The organism is Burkholderia cepacia ATCC 25416, assembly GCF_001411495.1.
Lineage (GTDB): Bacteria > Pseudomonadota > Gammaproteobacteria > Burkholderiales > Burkholderiaceae > Burkholderia > Burkholderia cepacia.
Genome location: NZ_CP012981.1, coordinates 465,348 through 481,993, shown reverse-complemented (window position 1 = coordinate 481,993; position 16,646 = coordinate 465,348). Strand labels below are relative to the sequence as shown.

The following is a 16,646-nucleotide window of genomic DNA, read 5'->3' as shown; positions in this document are numbered from 1 at the left end:
GTGCGGAGAAGGGCGCGGCGCGCGGCCCTTCGAGCCGGATCGGGCGGCGCTCAGGCCGCGTTGCTGTCGAGTGCCTTCTTGAGCAGTGCGTCGAGCTCCGCGAACTGCGGTGCGCCGACGTAGCGCTTCAGAATCTTGCCGTCCTTGTCGACGACGAAGGTCGTCGGCGTGAGCTGCACGTTGCCGAACTGCTTCGCGACGCTGCCGTCGTCGAGCGCGACCTTGAACGGCAGCTGGCGCGTTTGCGCGTAGTTCGCGACGTACATCGGCGGATCGTAGTTCATCGCGACCGCGACGAATTCCAGCCCCTGACCCTTGAAGCGATTATAGGTATCGACCATCTGCGGCATTTCCTGCATGCAGGTCGCGCAGCTCGTCGCCCAGAAGTTCACGAGATAGACCTTCCCTTTCAGGTCGCCTGCGGTCGAGACCTTCTGGCCCGACAGCAGCGTGAACGTGGCGTCCGGCACGGTGGACTTGCCGTTGAACGCGAAGAAGCCGGCCACGGCGATCGCCGCGACGACGGCGGCGGCGACGATGTAGCGGACGGGTCCGGCGCTGCGCCGGGCGGGAGGCGTGGTGTTCATCTGGTGCTCTCGGAGTCGGTCGATGACGCGGATCGAAGCAAAGGACATCGAAATTCGGCGCTCATTTTAGCGCGAATGCGGGATGTGCACCGACGGCGGCCACGCATCCCGGAATTCACGTTCGGCGGATAATGCCCGTTTTGCCTGCCCGCTCCACGCCATGCCGAAGGAAGTCACCGATTCGTTGCGCCCCCTTTTTCATCCGCTGCGACACTTCGCCGCGCTCGCGTGCATGAGCGTCGCGCTGGCCGCGTGCTCGCCGTCGTATGACTGGCGCACGCTGCACAACGACGCCGGCTACACCGTCGACCTGCCGGCGAAGCCGACTGTCGAGCAGCAGCCGGTGGCGATCGGCGGCGCGTCGATGCCGATGCGGATGCAGGCCGCGCACGTGGACGGCGCGGTGTTCGCGGTCGGCACGCTGACGCTGCCGGACGACAGCGACGACACGCGCCGCGCGGCGCTCGAGTTCCTGCGCACCGGGCTGTCGCGCAACCTCGACGGCGCGCCGCAGACGGCCGCGGTGCCGGTGCCGCTTGCGGCCGGCGGCGCGGTGAACGGGCTCGAGCTGCGCATAGCGGGCGCGGCCGCCGGCGGCGATCGCGCCCGCAAGACGATCGTCGCGCGGCTTGCCGCGCGCGGCCGGCATGCGTACCAGGCCGTCGTGATTGCCGACGGGCCGCTTGCCCAGGAGCAGCTCGACCAGTTTTTCGGGTCGTTCAAGCTCGACTGACGGCCTCGGCGAGGGCGCCGGGACGCCTCCTGACAACTGAAAGTTCGTTCGCAACTTTCGGCGCTAGTCGCCGGATTTTGCGAGGTTTTTTCGGCTATCCACAGCGCATGTGGATAACTTTGTTGAAAAGTTGCCCGAATTTCCTGCCAAGCCGCGCGGGACGGCCTTCCGGCCCGTTTGGTCGCTCGCTCGTGTTTTGGGAAAAGTCAATCAAAACAACGAGATACGGATTCCGTGCTGCAAAGGTCCCGCCGAGCCCCGATCCGGGGCCGGATTCGTGGAATTGTGCATAAGTCAAGTCTTGACAGCCGGATTTTGTCCTCCGAGGACGCTCACAGCGCCGTGAGCGCGCGCCGGTAGCGGATCGCCTCGGCGATCTGCGCGGCCGTCGGCAGCGGGTCGCCGGCCAGGTCGGCGATCGTCCGTGCGACCTTCAGCACGCGGAAATACGCGCGCGCCGACCAGCCGAAACGCTCGCCGGCCTCGCGCAGCAACCGCTCGCCTTCGTCGGTCGGCCGGCACAGGTCGTCGGTTTCTCGGCCGCTCAGCATGTGATTCGTCTTGCCCTGCCGGTCGAGCTGCAGCGCACGCGCGTGCGCGACCCGTGCGGCCACCGCGGCACTCGGCTCGCCGGGCGCCGTCGCGCGCGACGCGAGTTCGGCCGGCGACAGCGCGGGCAGGTCGATCTGGATGTCGATGCGATCGACGAGCGGCCCCGACAGCTTGCGCAGGTAGCGGGCGGCGACGTCCGGCGTGCAGCGGCAGCGTCCGGACGGATCGCCGTGCCAGCCGCACGGGCAGGGATTCATCGCGGCGATCAGCTGGCATGCGGCCGGGAAGTCGGCCTGCTGCGCCGCGCGCGAGATCGTGATGCGGCCGGCTTCCAGCGGCTCGCGCAGCATTTCGAGCACGTGCCGGTCGAATTCCGGGAGCTCGTCGAGAAACAGCACGCCGAGATGGGCGAGCGTGATTTCGCCCGGCTGCGGCGGGTTGCGGCCGCCGACCAGTGCGGCGGCGCTCGACGAATGATGCGGCGCACGGAACGGCCGCCGGCGCCACTGTGCCGGTGAAAAGCCGAGGCGGCTCGCGGAGAGGAGCGCCGCCGACGTCAGCGCCTCGTCGTCGGTCAGCGGCGGCAGGAGGCCCGGCAGCCGTGCGGCCAGCATCGACTTGCCGGCGCCCGGCGGCCCGATCATCAGCATGTGATGGCCGCCCGCGGCCGCGACTTCCAGCGCGCGGCGGGCACCGCGCTGGCCGACCACGTCGGCGAGATCGGGGGCGGCCGGCACCGGCAGGCCGTCGAGGCATGGCGCCGCGACCGGTGCGAGCCGGGCGTCGGGCGCCCCGGCGAGGTGGGCGCACAGCGCGGGCAGGTCCGGCGCACCGAACACGGTGACGCCCGGCACGAGCGCCGCCTCGGCGGCGCTGGCGAGCGGCAGGTACAGCTCGGGAGCGTTTGACGCGACGGCGGCCGGATCGGGGGCGGCCCGTTGATCACCGTTGCCCGAACCGGAAGCCGCACCGCTTTCCGCGACCTGCCAGTCCCGCGCGACCCCGCACGCCATCGCGAACGCGCCGCGCATCGGCCGCAGCGCGCCGGTCAGCGACAGTTCGCCCGCGAATTCGCGGCCGGCCAGCGCGTCGGCCGGGATCTGGCCGTTCGCGGCGAGGATGCCGAGCGCGATCGGCAGGTCGAACCGACCCGACTCCTTCGGCAGGTCGGCCGGCGCGAGGTTGACGGTGATGCGGCGTACGGGGAATTCGAAGCCGCAGTTCTGCAGCGCGGCACGCACGCGCTCGCGGCTTTCGCGGACCTCGAGATCGGGCAGGCCGACGATCGAGAACGACGGCAGCCCGTTGGCGAGATGGACTTCGACGGTGACGTCCGGCGCACGGCCGGAGGCCGGCGCGCGACTGCGCACCACGGCGAGCGACATGGCGAGGCTCCTGTAAACAAGACGGACGGGCGACGGCCGTTCGTGGCCGCATGCCGCGGGAATCGGAGGAATCGGTGCGCGCTTGCCGGCGTGGCGCGGGAAAAGAACGAGGGACTGCGAAGAACGGGGTGCTGCGAAGAACGGGGTGCAGCGAAGAGCGAGGGGCAGCGAAGAGCGAGGGGCAGCGAAGAGCGAGGGGCAGCGAAGAGCGAGGGACAGCGAAGAGCGAGGGACAGCGAAGAGCGAGGGACAGCGAAGAGCGAGGGACAGCGAAGAGCGGGGGTGCTGCGGAGAACGACTTACGACGAAGCGCGGTAGCGCGACTTCAGGGTTTCAGGTTTTCGGGGCTGGCGGGCACGGGCCGCACGAGGCGGCCCGTGCCCGGACCTTGAGGCCGGGTGGGGCGTCAGGCTTGCGGCGCGGCGAGCTTCTGCTCGAGTTCGGCGACGCGCTTTTCGAGTTCCTCGAGGCGCACACGGGTGCGGGCGAGCACTTGCGCCTGCGTGTCGAATTCCTCGCGCGTGACGAGGTCGAGTTTCGAAAAGCCTTGCGACAGCATGGCCTTCACGTTGCGCTCGACGTCCTTGGCCGGCGAGTTTTTCAGCAGATCGCTGACGCGCGACTGCAGATCGTTGAAAACGTCGCTGGGTTGCTTCATGTGATTCCCCTTCCTTGCACAAAAAATGTGCATCTTCAGTTGCGTACGTGCCCATGATGCACGCATGACCGGAAATGGTGCGCCGGGGGCGCGAATTCCGGGCATGGCGCCGGCATGGGTGAATGGCCCGGTGACCCGGGACGTGCGTGCACTCTAGCAACGTTCCTTTCGCCGCGCCAGCAAAGCGGCCCGCGTTGGCCATTCGGCCGGGCTTGCGCACCTTACATCGCGGGATGCGACCCCTTGATGAAGCCCTTCGAAACGGTGCTCGAACCGACATGGCATGCGAGTTGCTGAGGAGAGTCCGTTACAACATTCCAACCAATTCGACGGGACAACTCAGCGAGAGGACTTCATGAAACTCATTACCGCAATCATCAAGCCGTTCAAGCTCGATGAGACGCGCGAGGCGCTGTCGGCGCTTGGCGTCTCGGGAATCACGGTGACCGAGGTAAAAGGGTTCGGCCGCCAGAAGGGGCACACCGAGCTGTATCGCGGCGCCGAATACGTGGTCGATTTCCTGCCGAAGATGAAGATCGAGGCAGCGGTGTCCGACGATCTCGTCGACCAGGCGGTCGAGGCGATCGAGCGGGCCGCGCGCACCGGCAAGATCGGCGACGGCAAGATCTTCGTCACGGCGATCGAACAGGTGATCCGGATTCGCACCGGGGAGACGGGCGCAGACGCGCTGTAACAGAACAGACAAGACAAGCGACAAGAGGAAACCCAAGATGCGCAAACTTCTGATGTCCCTGCTGATGGCCGGCTCGCTGATCGCGGCAGGCGTCGGCTCCGCGCTCGCCGACGACGCGGCGTCCGCCGCCGCTGCGTCCGCGCCCGCCGCAACGGCTTCCGACGCCTCGGCTGCCGCCGCGCCGGCCGCTTCGGCACCGGCTGCAACCGATGCATCTGCACCGGCCGCTGCCGCCGCACCGGCTTCGGGCGCCGCCGACGCATCGGCCGCTGCCGCCGCGTCCGCGCCGGCCGCACCGGCTGCGCCGACCGCACCGTTCTCGGTCGATTCGTCGAAGATCAGCGCGGGCGACACCGCGTGGATGCTGACGTCGACCGCGCTCGTGCTGTTCATGACGATCCCGGGCCTCGCGCTGTTCTACGCGGGCATGGTCCGCAAGAAGAACGTGCTCGCGACCGTGATGCAGAGCTTCGCGATCACCGCGGTGATCACGGTGCTGTGGACGGTGGTCGGCTACAGCCTCGCGTTCACGCCGGGCAACGGCTTCATCGGCGGCCTGTCGCGCGCATTCCTGCACGGCATGAACTACATCAAGGGCGACAAGGCGACGACGCTGACCGTCAGCCATCTCGCGACGACGATTCCGGAATCGGTCTACTTCGTCTACCAGATGACGTTCGCGATCATCACGCCGGCGCTGATCTGCGGCGCGTTCGCCGATCGCATGAAGTTCTCGGCGATGCTCGTGTTCATGACGCTCTGGTCGCTGATCGTCTACGTGCCGGTCGCGCACATGGTGTGGGAGCCGACCGGCTGGCTGTCGGCCGACGGCGTGCTCGACTTCGCGGGCGGCACGGTGGTGCACATCAACGCCGGTATCGCGGGCCTCGTGTCGTGCCTCGTGCTCGGCAAGCGCGTCGGCTACGGCCGCGAATCGATGGCGCCGCACAACCTCGTGCTGACGATGATCGGCGGCTCGATGCTGTGGGTCGGCTGGTTCGGCTTCAACGCGGGCTCCGCGGTCGCCGCTGACGGCCGTGCCGGCTTCGCGATGCTGACCACGCAAGTGGCGACCGCCTGCGCGGCGCTCGGCTGGATGTTTGCCGAGTGGATCGCGAAGGGCAAGCCGTCGGTGCTCGGCATCGTGTCGGGCGCGGTCGCGGGTCTCGTGGCGATCACGCCGGCCGCCGGTTTCGTCGGCGTGGCGGGTGCACTGGTGATCGGCATCGCCGCCGGCGTCGTCTGCTTCTGGTCGGCGACCTGGCTCAAGTCGAAGCTCGGCTACGACGATTCGCTCGACGCGTTCGGCGTGCACGGCATCGGCGGGATTCTCGGCGCGCTGCTGACGGGTGTGTTCGCGGTCAAGGACATCGGCGGCGCCGACGGCAGCCTGCTGCTGCAGGCGAAGGGCGTGCTGATCACGCTGGTCTACAGCGGCGTGCTGAGCTTCGTGCTGCTGAAGCTGATCGACCTGACGATGGGCCTGCGCGTGACCGAAGAGGAAGAGCGCGAAGGTCTCGACGTGATCCTGCACGGCGAGCACGTGGAATAAGTCACACGAATCAACGGCGGGCCGCCGCGACGACGGCGCCCGCCCCGAATGAGCGCAGCGACTTCGGCCCGCCTACCCGGCGGGCTTTTTTTCTCCTGTCACGCACTGACGTAGCGGATAACCCTTCACTCTATCGGGTCAATAGCCGAAAACTTCCTGCATATCCTTGTGAAGCCGGGAACAATCCCCAAATGGGCAAGGCAATTGCTCTACAATCTTCATTCTCCCGCTCGCGAGTGATTCATGGTTCCCCACCTCGTTACGGCGTTGAACGGTCCGCTGCTCGAACTCGAGCAGAAGATCCTCGACGCGACGCCTGCGATCGAACGCTGGTTCAGGCTCGAATGGCAGGAACACACCCCGCCGTTCTATTGTTCGGTGGACCTGCGCAATGCCGGCTTCAAGCTGGCGCCCGTCGACGCGAACCTGTTTCCCGGCGCGTTCAACAACCTGCCGTCCGAAGTGCTGCCGCTCGCCGTGCAGGCCGCGATGGCCGCGATCGAGAAGATCTGCCCGGACGCGAAGAACCTGCTCGTGATTCCCGAGCTGCCGACCCGCAACGCGTTCTACCTCGAAAACGTCGCGCGCCTCGCGACGATCATGCGCCAGGCCGGGCTGAACGTGCGCTTCGGCTCGCTCGACCCGAGCATCACCGACATGACGCCGATCACGCTGGCCGACGGCCAGAAGATCGTGCTCGAACCGCTCGAGCGTTCGCAGCGCCGCCTCGGCCTGAAGAATTTCGACCCGTGCTCGATCCTGCTGAACAACGACCTGTCGGCCGGCATCCCGGCCGTGCTGGAAAACCTGCACGAGCAGTACCTGCTGCCGCCGCTGCACGCGGGCTGGGCCGTGCGCCGCAAGTCGACGCACTTCTCTTGCTACGACGACGTCGCGAAGAAGTTCGCGAAGATGGTCGGCGTCGATCCGTGGATGGTGAATCCGTATTTCGCGCACGTGGAAGGCGTCGACTGGCAGGCGCATGAAGGCGAGCAGGCGCTCGCCGACGCGATCGACGGCGTGCTGAAGAAGATCGCGCGCAAGTACCGCGAATACGGGATCAGCGAGAAGCCGTACGTCGTCGTGAAGGCCGACGCGGGCACGGCGGGGCGCGGCGTGATGACCGTGCACGACGCGGCCGAGATCGGCCGGATGTCGAAGGCCGAGCGCGCGCAGATGGCCGAGTCGAAGGCCGGCCTCGCGGTGCGCGACGTGATCGTGCAGGAAGGCGTGTATACGTTCGAGCGCGTCGGCGACGAAGTAGCCGAGCCCGTTGTATACATGATCGACCGCTACGTGGTCGGCGGCTTCTACCGCACGCACGCCGGCCGCGAGCGCGACCAGAACCTGAACGCGCCCGGCATGCACTACGTGCCGCTCGGCTTCGAGCACACCGCGCTGCCGGATGCCGGCGCGAAGCCGGGTGCCGCGCCGCCGAACCGTTTCTACATGTACGGCGTCGTCGCGCGGCTGTCGCTGATCGCGTCGTCGATCGAACTGGAAAAGACCGACCCCGAAGCCATCCAGGTATAACGGACCTTCGCCAAGTACAGGACCTCATGGACATTCTCTTTATCGCCGACCCGCTCGAGCGCTTCAAGATCTACAAGGATTCGACCTACGCGATGATGGCCGAGGCGGCGCGGCGCGGGCATGCGGTGTACGCGTGCCAGCCGCACCAGCTCGCATGGACGGGGAGCGGTGTCGAGGCGGACGTGCAGCGCGTGACGATCGTCGGCGACACGGCCGACCTGCACCGCGAACCGTGGTACGAGGCGGCCGCTCACGAGTCGCGTGCGCTGACGTCGTTCGGCGCGGTGCTGATGCGCAAGGATCCGCCGTTCGACATGGAATACGTAACGGCCACGTGGATGCTCGAGCTTGCCGAACGGGCGGGCGCGCGCGTATTCAACAAGCCGCAGTCGATTCGCGATCACTCGGAAAAGCTCGCGATCGGCGAGTTTCCGCAATTCGTCGCGCCGACGCTCGTCACGCGCGATGCGGCGCGCCTGCGCGCCTTTCACGCCGAGCACGGCGACGTGATCGTGAAGCCGCTCGACGGGATGGGCGGGATGGGCGTGTTCCGCGTGAAGGCCGACGGCATGAACCTCGGTGCGATCATCGAGATGCTCGGCCATGACGGCACGCGCTCGCTGATGATCCAGAAGTTCATTCCCGAGATCAAGGCCGGCGACAAACGCATCCTGCTGATCGCGGGCGAGCCGGTGCCGTATTCGCTCGCGCGGATTCCGCAGGGCAGCGAGGTGCGCGGCAATCTCGCGGCGGGCGGGCTCGGGGTCGCGCAGCCGCTGACCGCGCGCGATCGCGAGATCGCCGACACGCTCGGGCCCGTGCTCGCGGCGCGCGGGCTGTTGCTGGTCGGCCTCGATGCGATCGGCGACTGGCTGACCGAGGTGAACGTCACGAGCCCGACGTGCTTCCGCGAGATCATGGAGCAGACGGGCTTCGACGTCGCCGCGATGTTCATCGACGCGCTGGAGCGTGCGGCCGCGTAGGCCGTCTCCCGCGCAACCCCGGCGGCGGCCGCGCAGGTCCCCCGTCGCCGGAGCAGCTCGACCGGCCTGCTACAATGCCCGCTTGCCCGGTGCCGCGATCGCGCACCAAAGGCCCGGCGGTCGGGCCGAAACTGTTGCAAGGCTGACCATGAAACGTTTCCCACACTCGCTACGCTCATTGCCCCGCCGCGGGGTATCGGCCCGCCAGGGGCGGCCGGGAGCGATCTGACATGGCCGGGATCCTGATCATCGCGCACGCCCCGCTCGCCACCGCGCTGCGGGACTGCATCGCGCACATCTATGGCGGCGTGCCCGCCCGCATCGGCTGTATCGACGTGATGGCGGACAGCGATCCGGCCCAGGTGATGGCGTTCGCGCACGCGGAGCTCGCGCGGCTCCGCGAAGAGAACGGCGTGGTCGTGCTGACCGACATGTACGGCGCGACGCCGGCGAACATCGCCGGCCAGCTCGCGAAGCTCGACAACGTGCGCGTGCTGGCGGGCGTGAACCTGCCGATGCTCGTGCGGGCCGTCTGCTACCGCACCGTGCCGCTCGACAAGCTCGTCGACAAGGCGCTGTCCGGCGGGGCGAAGGGCGTCCACGAGGTGTCGGCCGGCACGCCGCCGCCGCCGACGGAAACCGGCTGCGGCCAATGCGCGCCGATTCCGCCGGAACCGCAACCGCGCACCGAGTCGCACTGATTTCCCGTTTTCCGTTTTAGACAGCACCGCCGGCGCGAGCCGCCGGCGGTCCCGACCGACCCGACCGAGAATCATGCTTCAACAAGAAACCACCATCGTCAATAAATTGGGGCTCCATGCGCGCGCATCGGCCAAGCTTACGCAACTGGCCGGTAACTTCCAGTCGGAAGTCTGGATGACGCGCAACGGGCGCAAGATCAACGCGAAGAGCATCATGGGCGTGATGATGCTGGCGGCGGGCATCGGCAGCACCGTGACGATCGAGACCGAAGGGCCCGACGAGCGGGAAGCGATGGACGCACTGCTGAAACTGATCGCGGACAAGTTCGGCGAAGGGCAGTGATCCGCGCGCGCCGCGCACGGGATCGTTGCCGTTTCCAGTCAGAATGCCGCGGATTCCGCGGCATTTTTTTCGTCGGAAGCATTGATGCGGAATGCGCAATGCTGCGGTGCATGCAGTCAGCGGGGAGTCGCGGAATTTATAATCGCTAACCGGGGTCATAAGCGCATCGCAGCAGTGTGCCGCGGCTTTACTTGTACAGAGGAGGTGCGCGTGTCCTTCACGCTGCATGGCATTCCCGTCTCACGAGGTATCGCGATCGGGCGAGCGTACCTGATCGCGCCGGCGGCGCTCGACGTCGCCCATTACCTGATCGACGCAAACCAGATCGATGCCGAGGTCGAGCGCTTCCGCACGGCGCTCGATGTCGTGCATCACGAACTCGAGGCGCTGCGCGCCGACCTGACCGACGACACCCCGAGCGAGGTCGGTGCATTCATCGACGTCCACGCGATGATCCTGAGCGACGCGATGCTCGTGCAGGAAACCATCGACCTGATCCGCACGCGCCGCTACAACGTCGAGTGGGCGCTGACCGAGCAGCTCGAGCTGCTCACGCGTCACTTCGACGACATCGAGGACGAATACCTGCGCGAGCGCAAGGCCGACATCGAGCAGGTGGTCGAGCGCGTGCTGAAAGCGCTCGCCGGCGCACCGTCCGCGTCGCAGGCGCTCGACCGCGCGGCCGCGAACGGCACGAACGAGATGATCGTCGTCGCGCACGACATCGCGCCGGCCGACATGATGCAGTTCAAGTCGCAGTCGTTCCAGGCGTTCGTCACCGACCTCGGCGGCCGCACGTCGCACACGGCGATCGTCGCGCGCAGCCTCGGCATTCCGGCCGCGGTCGGCGTGCAGCACGCGAGCGCGCTGATCCGCCAGGACGACCTGATCATCGTCGACGGCGACCAGGGCATCGTGATCGTCGATCCGGCGCCGATCGTCCTCGAGGAGTATTCGTACCGGCAGTCCGAGAAGCTGCTGGAGCAACGCAAGCTGCAGCGTCTGAAGTTCTCGCCGACGCAAACGTTATGCGGCACCAAGATCGATCTGTACGCGAACATCGAGCTGCCCGACGACGCGAAGGCTGCCGTCGAGGCCGGCGCGGTCGGCGTCGGGCTGTTCCGTTCCGAGTTCCTGTTCATGCATCAGAAGGAGATGCCGGAAGAGGAGGAGCAGTTCGCCGCCTACAAGCGGGCCGTCGAGTGGATGAAGGGCATGCCGGTGACGATCCGCACGATCGACGTCGGCGCGGACAAGCCGCTCGAGGCGCTCGACGAAGGCTACGAGACGGCGCCGAACCCCGCGCTCGGCCTGCGCGCGATCCGCTGGAGCCTGTCCGAGCCGCAGATGTTCCTCACGCAGTTGCGTGCGATCCTGCGTGCGTCCGCGTTCGGCCAGGTGAAGATCCTGATTCCGATGCTCGCGCACGCGCAGGAGATCGACCAGACGCTCGACCTGATTCGCGAGGCAAAGCGCCAGCTCGACGACGCGGGGCTCGCGTACGATCCGAACGTGCGCATCGGCGCGATGATCGAGATTCCGGCCGCGGCGATCGCGCTGCCGCTGTTCCTGAAGCGGTTCGATTTCCTGTCGATCGGCACGAACGACCTGATCCAGTACACGCTCGCGATCGACCGTGCCGACAACGCGGTCGCGCACCTGTACGACCCGCTGCACCCGGCCGTGCTGCACCTGATCGCCTATACGTTGCGTGAAGCGAAGCGCGCGGGGGTATCCGTGTCGGTGTGCGGGGAGATGGCGGGCGACCCGGCGCTTACGCGCCTGCTGCTCGGGATGGGGCTCACCGAGTTCTCGATGCACCCGAGCCAGCTGCTCGTCGTGAAGCAGGAGATCCTGCGCGCACACCTGAAGGCGCTCGAAAAGCCGACGGCCGACGTGCTCGCCGCGTTCGAGCCGGAGGAAGTGCAGGCGGCGCTGCAGCGCCTGTCGGTCGCCGAGCCGCGCGCGGATGCGGCCGCATAGGCGCCACGTCGCCGCTCAAAAAGTAGCGAAGTGTCACCAAGCATGCGCCGCCTGGCGCATGCCCGTCGCGCGTCAGTGCCGGCCCCCGCACACGGGGCAGTCGGCCTGGCGCGCGATTTTCATCGTCGTCCATTCCATCCGCAGCGAATCGAGCATCATCAGCCGCCCGTTGAGCGTCTTGCCGATGTCGCCGATCACGCGCAGCGCCTCGGCGGCCTGCATCGCGCCGATGATCCCGACCGTCGGCGCGAACACGCCCATCGTCGCGCACGCGACTTCCTCGAACGGCTGGTCTTCCGGAAACACGCACGCATAGCAGGGCGCGGCCGGGTCGCGGAAATCGAACGTGCTGATCTGGCCGTCGAAGCGCAGCGCGGCGCCCGACACGAGCGGCACGCCGTGCGCGACGCACGCGCGGTTGATCGCGTGCCGCGTCGCGAAGTTGTCGGTGCAGTCGAGCACGACGGTCGCGCTTGGCACGTGCGCGTCGAGCCATGCGTCGTCGACGCGCGCGGCGACCGCGTCCACCTTCACCTCGGGGTTCAGTTGCGCGAGCGTGTCGCGCCCCGATTCGACCTTGCTGCGGCCGACCGAGGCCGTCACGTGCAGGATCTGCCGCTGCAGGTTCGTGAGATCGACCGTATCGGCGTCGACGAGCGTGATCGTGCCGACGCCCGATGCCGCGAGGTACATTGCGGCGGGCGAGCCGAGGCCGCCCGCGCCGACGACGATCGCATGCGCATCGAGAAAGCGCTGCTGCGCCTCGATGCCGATTTCGTCGACGAGGATGTGGCGGGAGTAGCGAAGGAGTTGATCGTCGTTCATGGGGGGGAGTCGTGGGCGAAGCGGCGGACGTGTCGTTATTTTAGGCGCGCATGAAAAACGGGCCATCGCGGTCTTCCCGCGATGGCCCGTCGGATGCCGGCCGGCGCTTACTTCGGCGCCGACGCGGGCTTCGGTGCGGAAGCCGGCTTCGCGCTTGCGCCCGATGCCTTCGGGGCCGTGGCGGCCTTGCCGGCCGTGCCTTTCGTGCTTTCGGCGAGCAGCGACTTCGATTCCTGCACCGGCTTGCCTTCGAGCTTGTTGAGCGCCTGCTGCATCATGAAGTCGTCGGCGCTGCCGAACTCGATCGGCTTGCGATCGCGATCCTTCTGGCGCTGTTCCGGCGTCTTCTTGTCGTTCTGCTCTTCGAGGACGCGCAGTTGATCCATCCGGCGCTGCTCGCGCTCTTCCTGTTCCTTCTTCTCGTTCGGATCCTGCGTGTTCGCGAGGTGGTTCGTGTAGTCGACCTCGCGCGTCACGAGCACGTCGTCCGGATCGCCGTCCGCGTACTGATCGACCGGCACGTCCGGCGTGATGCCCTTGTTCTGGATCGAACGGCCGCTCGGCGTGTAGTAGTACGCGGTGGTCAGGCGCAGTGCGGTGTCGGCCGTCATCGGGCGGACCGTCTGCACCGAACCCTTGCCGAACGTCGTCTTGCCCATGATCTGCGCGCGCTTCGAATCCTGCAGCGCACCGGCGACGATTTCCGACGCGGACGCCGAATAGGCGTTCGTCAGCACGATCATCGGCACCGTCTTGAAGACCGGCGGCAGGTTCTTCAGCGGATCGCCGTCGAAGGACGGCAGGCGATAGTTGTCGTACGTATCGCGGTAGACCTGCTTCGAATCGGGGATCTGGCCGTTGGTCGACACGACGACGGAGTCGGGCGGCAGGAACGCGCCGGCCACGCCGACCGCGCTCTGCAGCAGGCCGCCGCCGTTGTTGCGCAGGTCGAGGACGAGGCCCTTCAGGTTCGGCTGCTGGCGTGCGATGTCCTGCAGCTTCTGCGCGAGATCGGGCGTCGTGCGTTCCTGGAAGCTCGTGATGCGGACATACGCATAGCCCGGATCGAGGATCTTCATCTTCACGCTCTGGACCTTGATGATCGCGCGCGTGACGGTGACTGGGAACGTGCGGTCGTCGCTCTTGCGGAAGATCGTCAGCGTGACCTTGGTGCCCGGCTCGCCGCGCATCTGCTTCACGGCCTTGTCGAGCGTCATGCCGCGCACCGGCTTGTCGTTGATGCGCGTGATCAGGTCGCCCGGACGGATGCCGGCGCGGAACGCGGGCGTATCTTCGATCGGCGAGATCACCTTGACGAGGCCGTCTTCCTGCGAGATCTCGATGCCGAGACCCGCGAAGCGGCCCTTCGTCTGCTCCTGCAGCTCGTCATAGTCGGTCTTGTCGAGGAACGACGAGTGCGGGTCGAGGCTCGACACCATGCCCTTGATCGCGGCCGTCAGCAGCTTCTTGTCGTCGACCGGTTCGACGTACTCGCGCTTGATCTGTCCGAAGACTTCCGCGAACAGGCGGAGCTGGTCGAGGGGAAGCGGCGCCGTGGCGGTCTGCTCGGCCGATGCGGAAACCTGCAGCGTGGCGAACACGCCCGTGGCGAGGCCCGCGGCAATCAGGCCGATGTTCTTCAATTTCATTCGCATAGAGATCTGGTGCGGTCGGGAAGCGCGTGGCGGTAGCGGGGATGTAGCGGACAAGTATAACTGTTCGTCCGAAGACTCAGTGGAACGGCGCGAATTGCGCCGCAGCGGGCGTCGCGGCGGGCCCGGAAGGCGGCCCGGCCGGGCACCGCCGGGCGCGCCGCGGGTTCGAAAGCGGATTCGACAGCGCCGGGGGCGCGAAGGTTCGCGCGGTGCGCGGGCAAGGGCCGGGACCGGGCATGCCGCGCCGGACGCGGCCCGCCCGGCCTGGCCGGCTCACCCGGCCGACGGGCGTCAGCCCGCCTTGCCCTGCTTCGCGACGGCGGCCTGCGCCTGCGCGATTGCGTCCTGGTCGCCGAGGTAATAGTGCTTGATCGGCTTCAGGTTCTCGTCGAGTTCATACACGAGCGGCACGCCGTTCGGGATGTTCAGGCCGACGATGTCGCTGTCCGAGATGCCGTCGAGGTACTTGATCAGCGCGCGCAGCGAGTTGCCGTGCGCGGCGATCAGCACCTGCTTGCCGGCGCGGACCGCCGGGGCGATCGACTCGTTCCACAGCGGCAGCACGCGCGCGACCGTGTCCTTCAGGCACTCGGTGAGCGGCAGCTGCTCGCGCGGCACCTTCGCGTAGCGCGGGTCGTTGAACGGCGCGCGTTCGTCGGTCGGCTCGAGCGCGGGCGGCGGCGTGTCGTAGCTGCGGCGCCACACGAGCACCTGGTCGTCGCCGAACTTCGCGGCCGTTTCCGCCTTGTTCAGGCCCGACAGCGCGCCGTAGTGGCGCTCGTTCAGGCGCCACGAGTGGACGACCGGCAGGTACATCAGGTCCATCTTGTCCTGCACGTGCCACAGCGTGCGGATCGCGCGCTTGAGTACCGACGTGTACGCGATGTCGAACGTGTAGCCGGCCTCCTTGAGCAATTCGCCGGCCTGGTAGGCCTCGTTGCGACCCTGTTCGGTCAGGTCGACGTCGACCCAGCCGGTGAAGCGGTTTTCCTTGTTCCACGTCGATTCGCCGTGGCGGATGAGAACGAGTTTGTACATGGATCTTGCGGTCGGTAGTGATAGGGAAGCGGGGCGCGTCGTACGGGACCCGACCGGGGCCCGCCATCGCGCAAGACGGTTATTTTATAATGGCGGGATTGTCCTCATCCGATTTCTCTTTTTCCGGCGGAATTCCGTGACGTTCTTTACCGATTACACCAACCTGGCCCTTATCGCGATCCTGGTGGTATCCGGCGGCCTGCTGGCCTGGCCCGCGCTGCGCCGCGGTCGCGGCGGCCTGTCGGCCGCGGAGGCGACGCAACTCATCAACCGCCGCAACGCGGTCGTGATCGACGTGCGCGCCGCGTCCGATTTCGCGGCCGGCCACCTGCCGTCGGCCCGTCAGGTCGCGGCGGGCGAGATCGGCGCGAAGATCGCGCAGGTCGCGAAGAACAAGAGCACGCCGGTGCTGCTCGTCTGCCAGAACGGCCAGCAGTCGCAGAAGGCGGCGCGCGAGGTCGAGGCGGCGGGATACGCCGAGGTGCACGTGCTCGAGGGCGGCGTGGCTGCCTGGCAGCAGGCCGGGATGCCGGTCGTCAAACAAGGAGTGGCGAAGTGAACAAGGTTTTGATGTACAGCACGCAGGTGTGTCCGTATTGCATCCAGGCCGAGCGCCTGCTGAAGCTGCGCGGTGTCGAGCAGATCGAGAAGGTGCTGATCGACCGCGATCCGGCCCGCCGTGACGAAATGATGTCGCGCACGGGGCGCCGCACGGTGCCGCAGATCTATATCGGCGACACGCACGTCGGCGGCTACGACGATCTGTCGAAGCTCGACCGCGAAGGCGGGCTCGTTCCGCTTCTGCAAGCGGCCTGATTAGGGCAGAATGGCCGCCGGCCGCGCCGCGGCTTGGGCGCGCAGGATTCATCCGTGGCGGCCGGCGCGAAGCCGGGCCGCCCCGTCACCACTTTTAGGGAAACACCATGTCCGACGTCGAAAACCAACCGTTCTTCAACATCCAGCGCGTCTACCTGAAGGATATGTCGCTCGAGCAGCCGAATTCGCCGGCGATCTTCCTCGAGCAGGACATGCCGTCGGTTGAAGTCGAAGTCGACGTGAAGGCCGACCGCCTCGCGGAAAGCGTGTTCGAAGTCGTCGTGTCGGGCACCGTCACCGCGAAGGTGAAGGACAAGGTCGCGTTCCTGATCGAAGCGAAGCAGGCCGGCATTTTCGACATCCGCAACATTCCGGACGAACAGCTCGACCCGCTCGTCGGCATCGCGTGCCCGACGATCCTGTTCCCGTACCTGCGTTCGAACATCGCCGACGCGATCACGCGCGCGGGCTTCCCGCCGATCCACCTGGCGGAAATCAACTTCCAGGCGCTGTACGAACAGCGTCTCGCGCAGCTTCAGCAGCAGGCCGGCGCCGCAGCAGGCGCGCCGAACGGCACGACGCTGAACTGACGTTTTACTCGGAGGACC

General features: G+C 67.2%; 17 protein-coding genes. 11 read left to right on the top strand and 6 right to left on the bottom strand.

The window, feature by feature from the left end:
* Positions 1–50: 50 nt before the first annotated feature.
* Positions 51–587 (bottom strand): TlpA disulfide reductase family protein, encoded by a 537-nt coding sequence (locus tag APZ15_RS02230; protein WP_027789046.1) that lies wholly within the window; start codon positions 585–587, stop codon positions 51–53.
* Between the two features lie 160 nt (positions 588–747).
* Here APZ15_RS02230 and APZ15_RS02225 point away from each other — a divergent pair, with 160 nt between their 5' ends.
* Positions 748–1,320 (top strand): hypothetical protein, encoded by a 573-nt coding sequence (locus APZ15_RS02225; protein WP_027789047.1) that lies wholly within the window; start codon positions 748–750, stop codon positions 1,318–1,320.
* Positions 1,321–1,652: 332 nt separating this feature from the next.
* Here APZ15_RS02225 and APZ15_RS02220 read toward each other — a convergent pair whose 3' ends face one another.
* The gene (locus APZ15_RS02220) at positions 1,653–3,257 is read right to left on the bottom strand and encodes a YifB family Mg chelatase-like AAA ATPase (RefSeq protein ID WP_027789048.1); all 1,605 of its coding nucleotides are present in this window, start codon (positions 3,255–3,257) and stop codon (positions 1,653–1,655) included.
* Between the two features lie 406 nt (positions 3,258–3,663).
* Entirely contained in the window at positions 3,664–3,915 is a 252-nt protein-coding gene (locus tag APZ15_RS02215; protein WP_006489451.1) for an accessory factor UbiK family protein, read from the bottom strand.
* A 355-nt stretch (positions 3,916–4,270) separates the two neighbouring features.
* Here APZ15_RS02215 and APZ15_RS02210 point away from each other — a divergent pair, with 355 nt between their 5' ends.
* The 7 genes from APZ15_RS02210 (at position 4,271) to ptsP (ending at position 11,704) form a co-directional block, all read left to right on the top strand.
* Positions 4,271–4,609: a P-II family nitrogen regulator gene (locus APZ15_RS02210; RefSeq protein WP_027789049.1), complete on the top strand. Its 339-nt coding sequence runs from the start codon at positions 4,271–4,273 to the stop codon at positions 4,607–4,609.
* A gap of 37 nt (positions 4,610–4,646) precedes the next feature.
* Entirely contained in the window at positions 4,647–6,161 is a 1,515-nt protein-coding gene (locus tag APZ15_RS02205) for an ammonium transporter (protein WP_027789050.1), read from the top strand.
* 243 nt (positions 6,162–6,404) lie between these two features.
* Complete coding sequence (gene gshA, locus APZ15_RS02200; RefSeq protein ID WP_011353295.1) at positions 6,405–7,694, top strand: glutamate--cysteine ligase; 1,290 nt, start codon at positions 6,405–6,407, stop codon at positions 7,692–7,694.
* Between the two features lie 26 nt (positions 7,695–7,720).
* Complete coding sequence (gene gshB / locus APZ15_RS02195) at positions 7,721–8,677, top strand: glutathione synthase (protein ID WP_027789051.1); 957 nt, start codon at positions 7,721–7,723, stop codon at positions 8,675–8,677.
* Positions 8,678–8,907: 230 nt separating this feature from the next.
* The gene (locus APZ15_RS02190; RefSeq protein ID WP_027789052.1) at positions 8,908–9,378 is read left to right on the top strand and encodes a PTS sugar transporter subunit IIA; all 471 of its coding nucleotides are present in this window, start codon (positions 8,908–8,910) and stop codon (positions 9,376–9,378) included.
* 73 nt (positions 9,379–9,451) lie between these two features.
* Positions 9,452–9,721 carry an HPr family phosphocarrier protein gene (locus tag APZ15_RS02185; protein ID WP_006477716.1) on the top strand — a complete coding sequence of 90 codons (270 nt, stop codon included), beginning with the start codon at positions 9,452–9,454 and terminating at the stop codon, positions 9,719–9,721.
* 210 nt (positions 9,722–9,931) lie between these two features.
* Positions 9,932–11,704 (top strand): phosphoenolpyruvate--protein phosphotransferase, encoded by a 1,773-nt coding sequence (gene ptsP, locus APZ15_RS02180; RefSeq protein WP_027789053.1) that lies wholly within the window; start codon positions 9,932–9,934, stop codon positions 11,702–11,704.
* A 72-nt stretch (positions 11,705–11,776) separates the two neighbouring features.
* Here the strand turns inward: ptsP and APZ15_RS02175 are convergent, their stop codons facing one another.
* From APZ15_RS02175 to gpmA, 3 genes are all read right to left on the bottom strand, one after another.
* Entirely contained in the window at positions 11,777–12,529 is a 753-nt protein-coding gene (locus APZ15_RS02175) for a HesA/MoeB/ThiF family protein (protein WP_027789054.1), read from the bottom strand.
* 107 nt (positions 12,530–12,636) lie between these two features.
* Complete coding sequence (locus tag APZ15_RS02170; protein ID WP_027789055.1) at positions 12,637–14,184, bottom strand: S41 family peptidase; 1,548 nt, start codon at positions 14,182–14,184, stop codon at positions 12,637–12,639.
* Positions 14,185–14,475: 291 nt separating this feature from the next.
* Entirely contained in the window at positions 14,476–15,222 is a 747-nt protein-coding gene (gene gpmA / locus APZ15_RS02165; protein WP_027789056.1) for a 2,3-diphosphoglycerate-dependent phosphoglycerate mutase, read from the bottom strand.
* A gap of 136 nt (positions 15,223–15,358) precedes the next feature.
* On the opposite strand from gpmA, the gene APZ15_RS02160 reads away from it, so the two are divergent.
* The 3 genes from APZ15_RS02160 to secB all read left to right on the top strand — a co-directional run bounded on the left by APZ15_RS02160 (position 15,359) and on the right by secB (position 16,628).
* Positions 15,359–15,781, top strand: coding sequence for a rhodanese-like domain-containing protein (locus APZ15_RS02160; RefSeq protein ID WP_021164238.1), 423 nt, complete (start codon positions 15,359–15,361; stop codon positions 15,779–15,781).
* Positions 15,778–16,038, top strand: a complete 261-nt coding sequence (gene grxC / locus APZ15_RS02155) for a glutaredoxin 3 (RefSeq protein ID WP_021164237.1) — start codon at positions 15,778–15,780, stop codon at positions 16,036–16,038. Before APZ15_RS02160 ends, grxC begins: the two co-directional genes overlap by 4 nt.
* Positions 16,039–16,145: 107 nt before the next feature.
* Complete coding sequence (gene secB / locus APZ15_RS02150; protein WP_011353285.1) at positions 16,146–16,628, top strand: protein-export chaperone SecB; 483 nt, start codon at positions 16,146–16,148, stop codon at positions 16,626–16,628.
* Positions 16,629–16,646: the final 18 nt, after the last annotated feature.

Excerpts from the sequence above, each read along its gene's own strand:
- APZ15_RS02230 (WP_027789046.1), bottom strand. The coding sequence starts at position 587 with ATGAACACCACGCCTCCCGCCCGGCGCAGCGCCGGACCCGTCCGCTAC.
- APZ15_RS02225 (WP_027789047.1), top strand. The coding sequence starts at position 748 with ATGCCGAAGGAAGTCACCGATTCGTTGCGCCCCCTTTTTCATCCGCTG.
- APZ15_RS02220 (WP_027789048.1), bottom strand. The coding sequence starts at position 3,257 with ATGTCGCTCGCCGTGGTGCGCAGTCGCGCGCCGGCCTCCGGCCGTGCG.
- APZ15_RS02215 (WP_006489451.1), bottom strand. The coding sequence starts at position 3,915 with ATGAAGCAACCCAGCGACGTTTTCAACGATCTGCAGTCGCGCGTCAGC.
- APZ15_RS02210 (WP_027789049.1), top strand. The coding sequence starts at position 4,271 with ATGAAACTCATTACCGCAATCATCAAGCCGTTCAAGCTCGATGAGACG.
- APZ15_RS02205 (WP_027789050.1), top strand. The coding sequence starts at position 4,647 with ATGCGCAAACTTCTGATGTCCCTGCTGATGGCCGGCTCGCTGATCGCG.
- gshA (WP_011353295.1), top strand. The coding sequence starts at position 6,405 with ATGGTTCCCCACCTCGTTACGGCGTTGAACGGTCCGCTGCTCGAACTC.
- gshB (WP_027789051.1), top strand. The coding sequence starts at position 7,721 with ATGGACATTCTCTTTATCGCCGACCCGCTCGAGCGCTTCAAGATCTAC.
- APZ15_RS02190 (WP_027789052.1), top strand. The coding sequence starts at position 8,908 with ATGGCCGGGATCCTGATCATCGCGCACGCCCCGCTCGCCACCGCGCTG.
- APZ15_RS02185 (WP_006477716.1), top strand. The coding sequence starts at position 9,452 with ATGCTTCAACAAGAAACCACCATCGTCAATAAATTGGGGCTCCATGCG.
- APZ15_RS02175 (WP_027789054.1), bottom strand. The coding sequence starts at position 12,529 with ATGAACGACGATCAACTCCTTCGCTACTCCCGCCACATCCTCGTCGAC.
- APZ15_RS02170 (WP_027789055.1), bottom strand. The coding sequence starts at position 14,184 with ATGCGAATGAAATTGAAGAACATCGGCCTGATTGCCGCGGGCCTCGCC.
- gpmA (WP_027789056.1), bottom strand. The coding sequence starts at position 15,222 with ATGTACAAACTCGTTCTCATCCGCCACGGCGAATCGACGTGGAACAAG.
- secB (WP_011353285.1), top strand. The coding sequence starts at position 16,146 with ATGTCCGACGTCGAAAACCAACCGTTCTTCAACATCCAGCGCGTCTAC.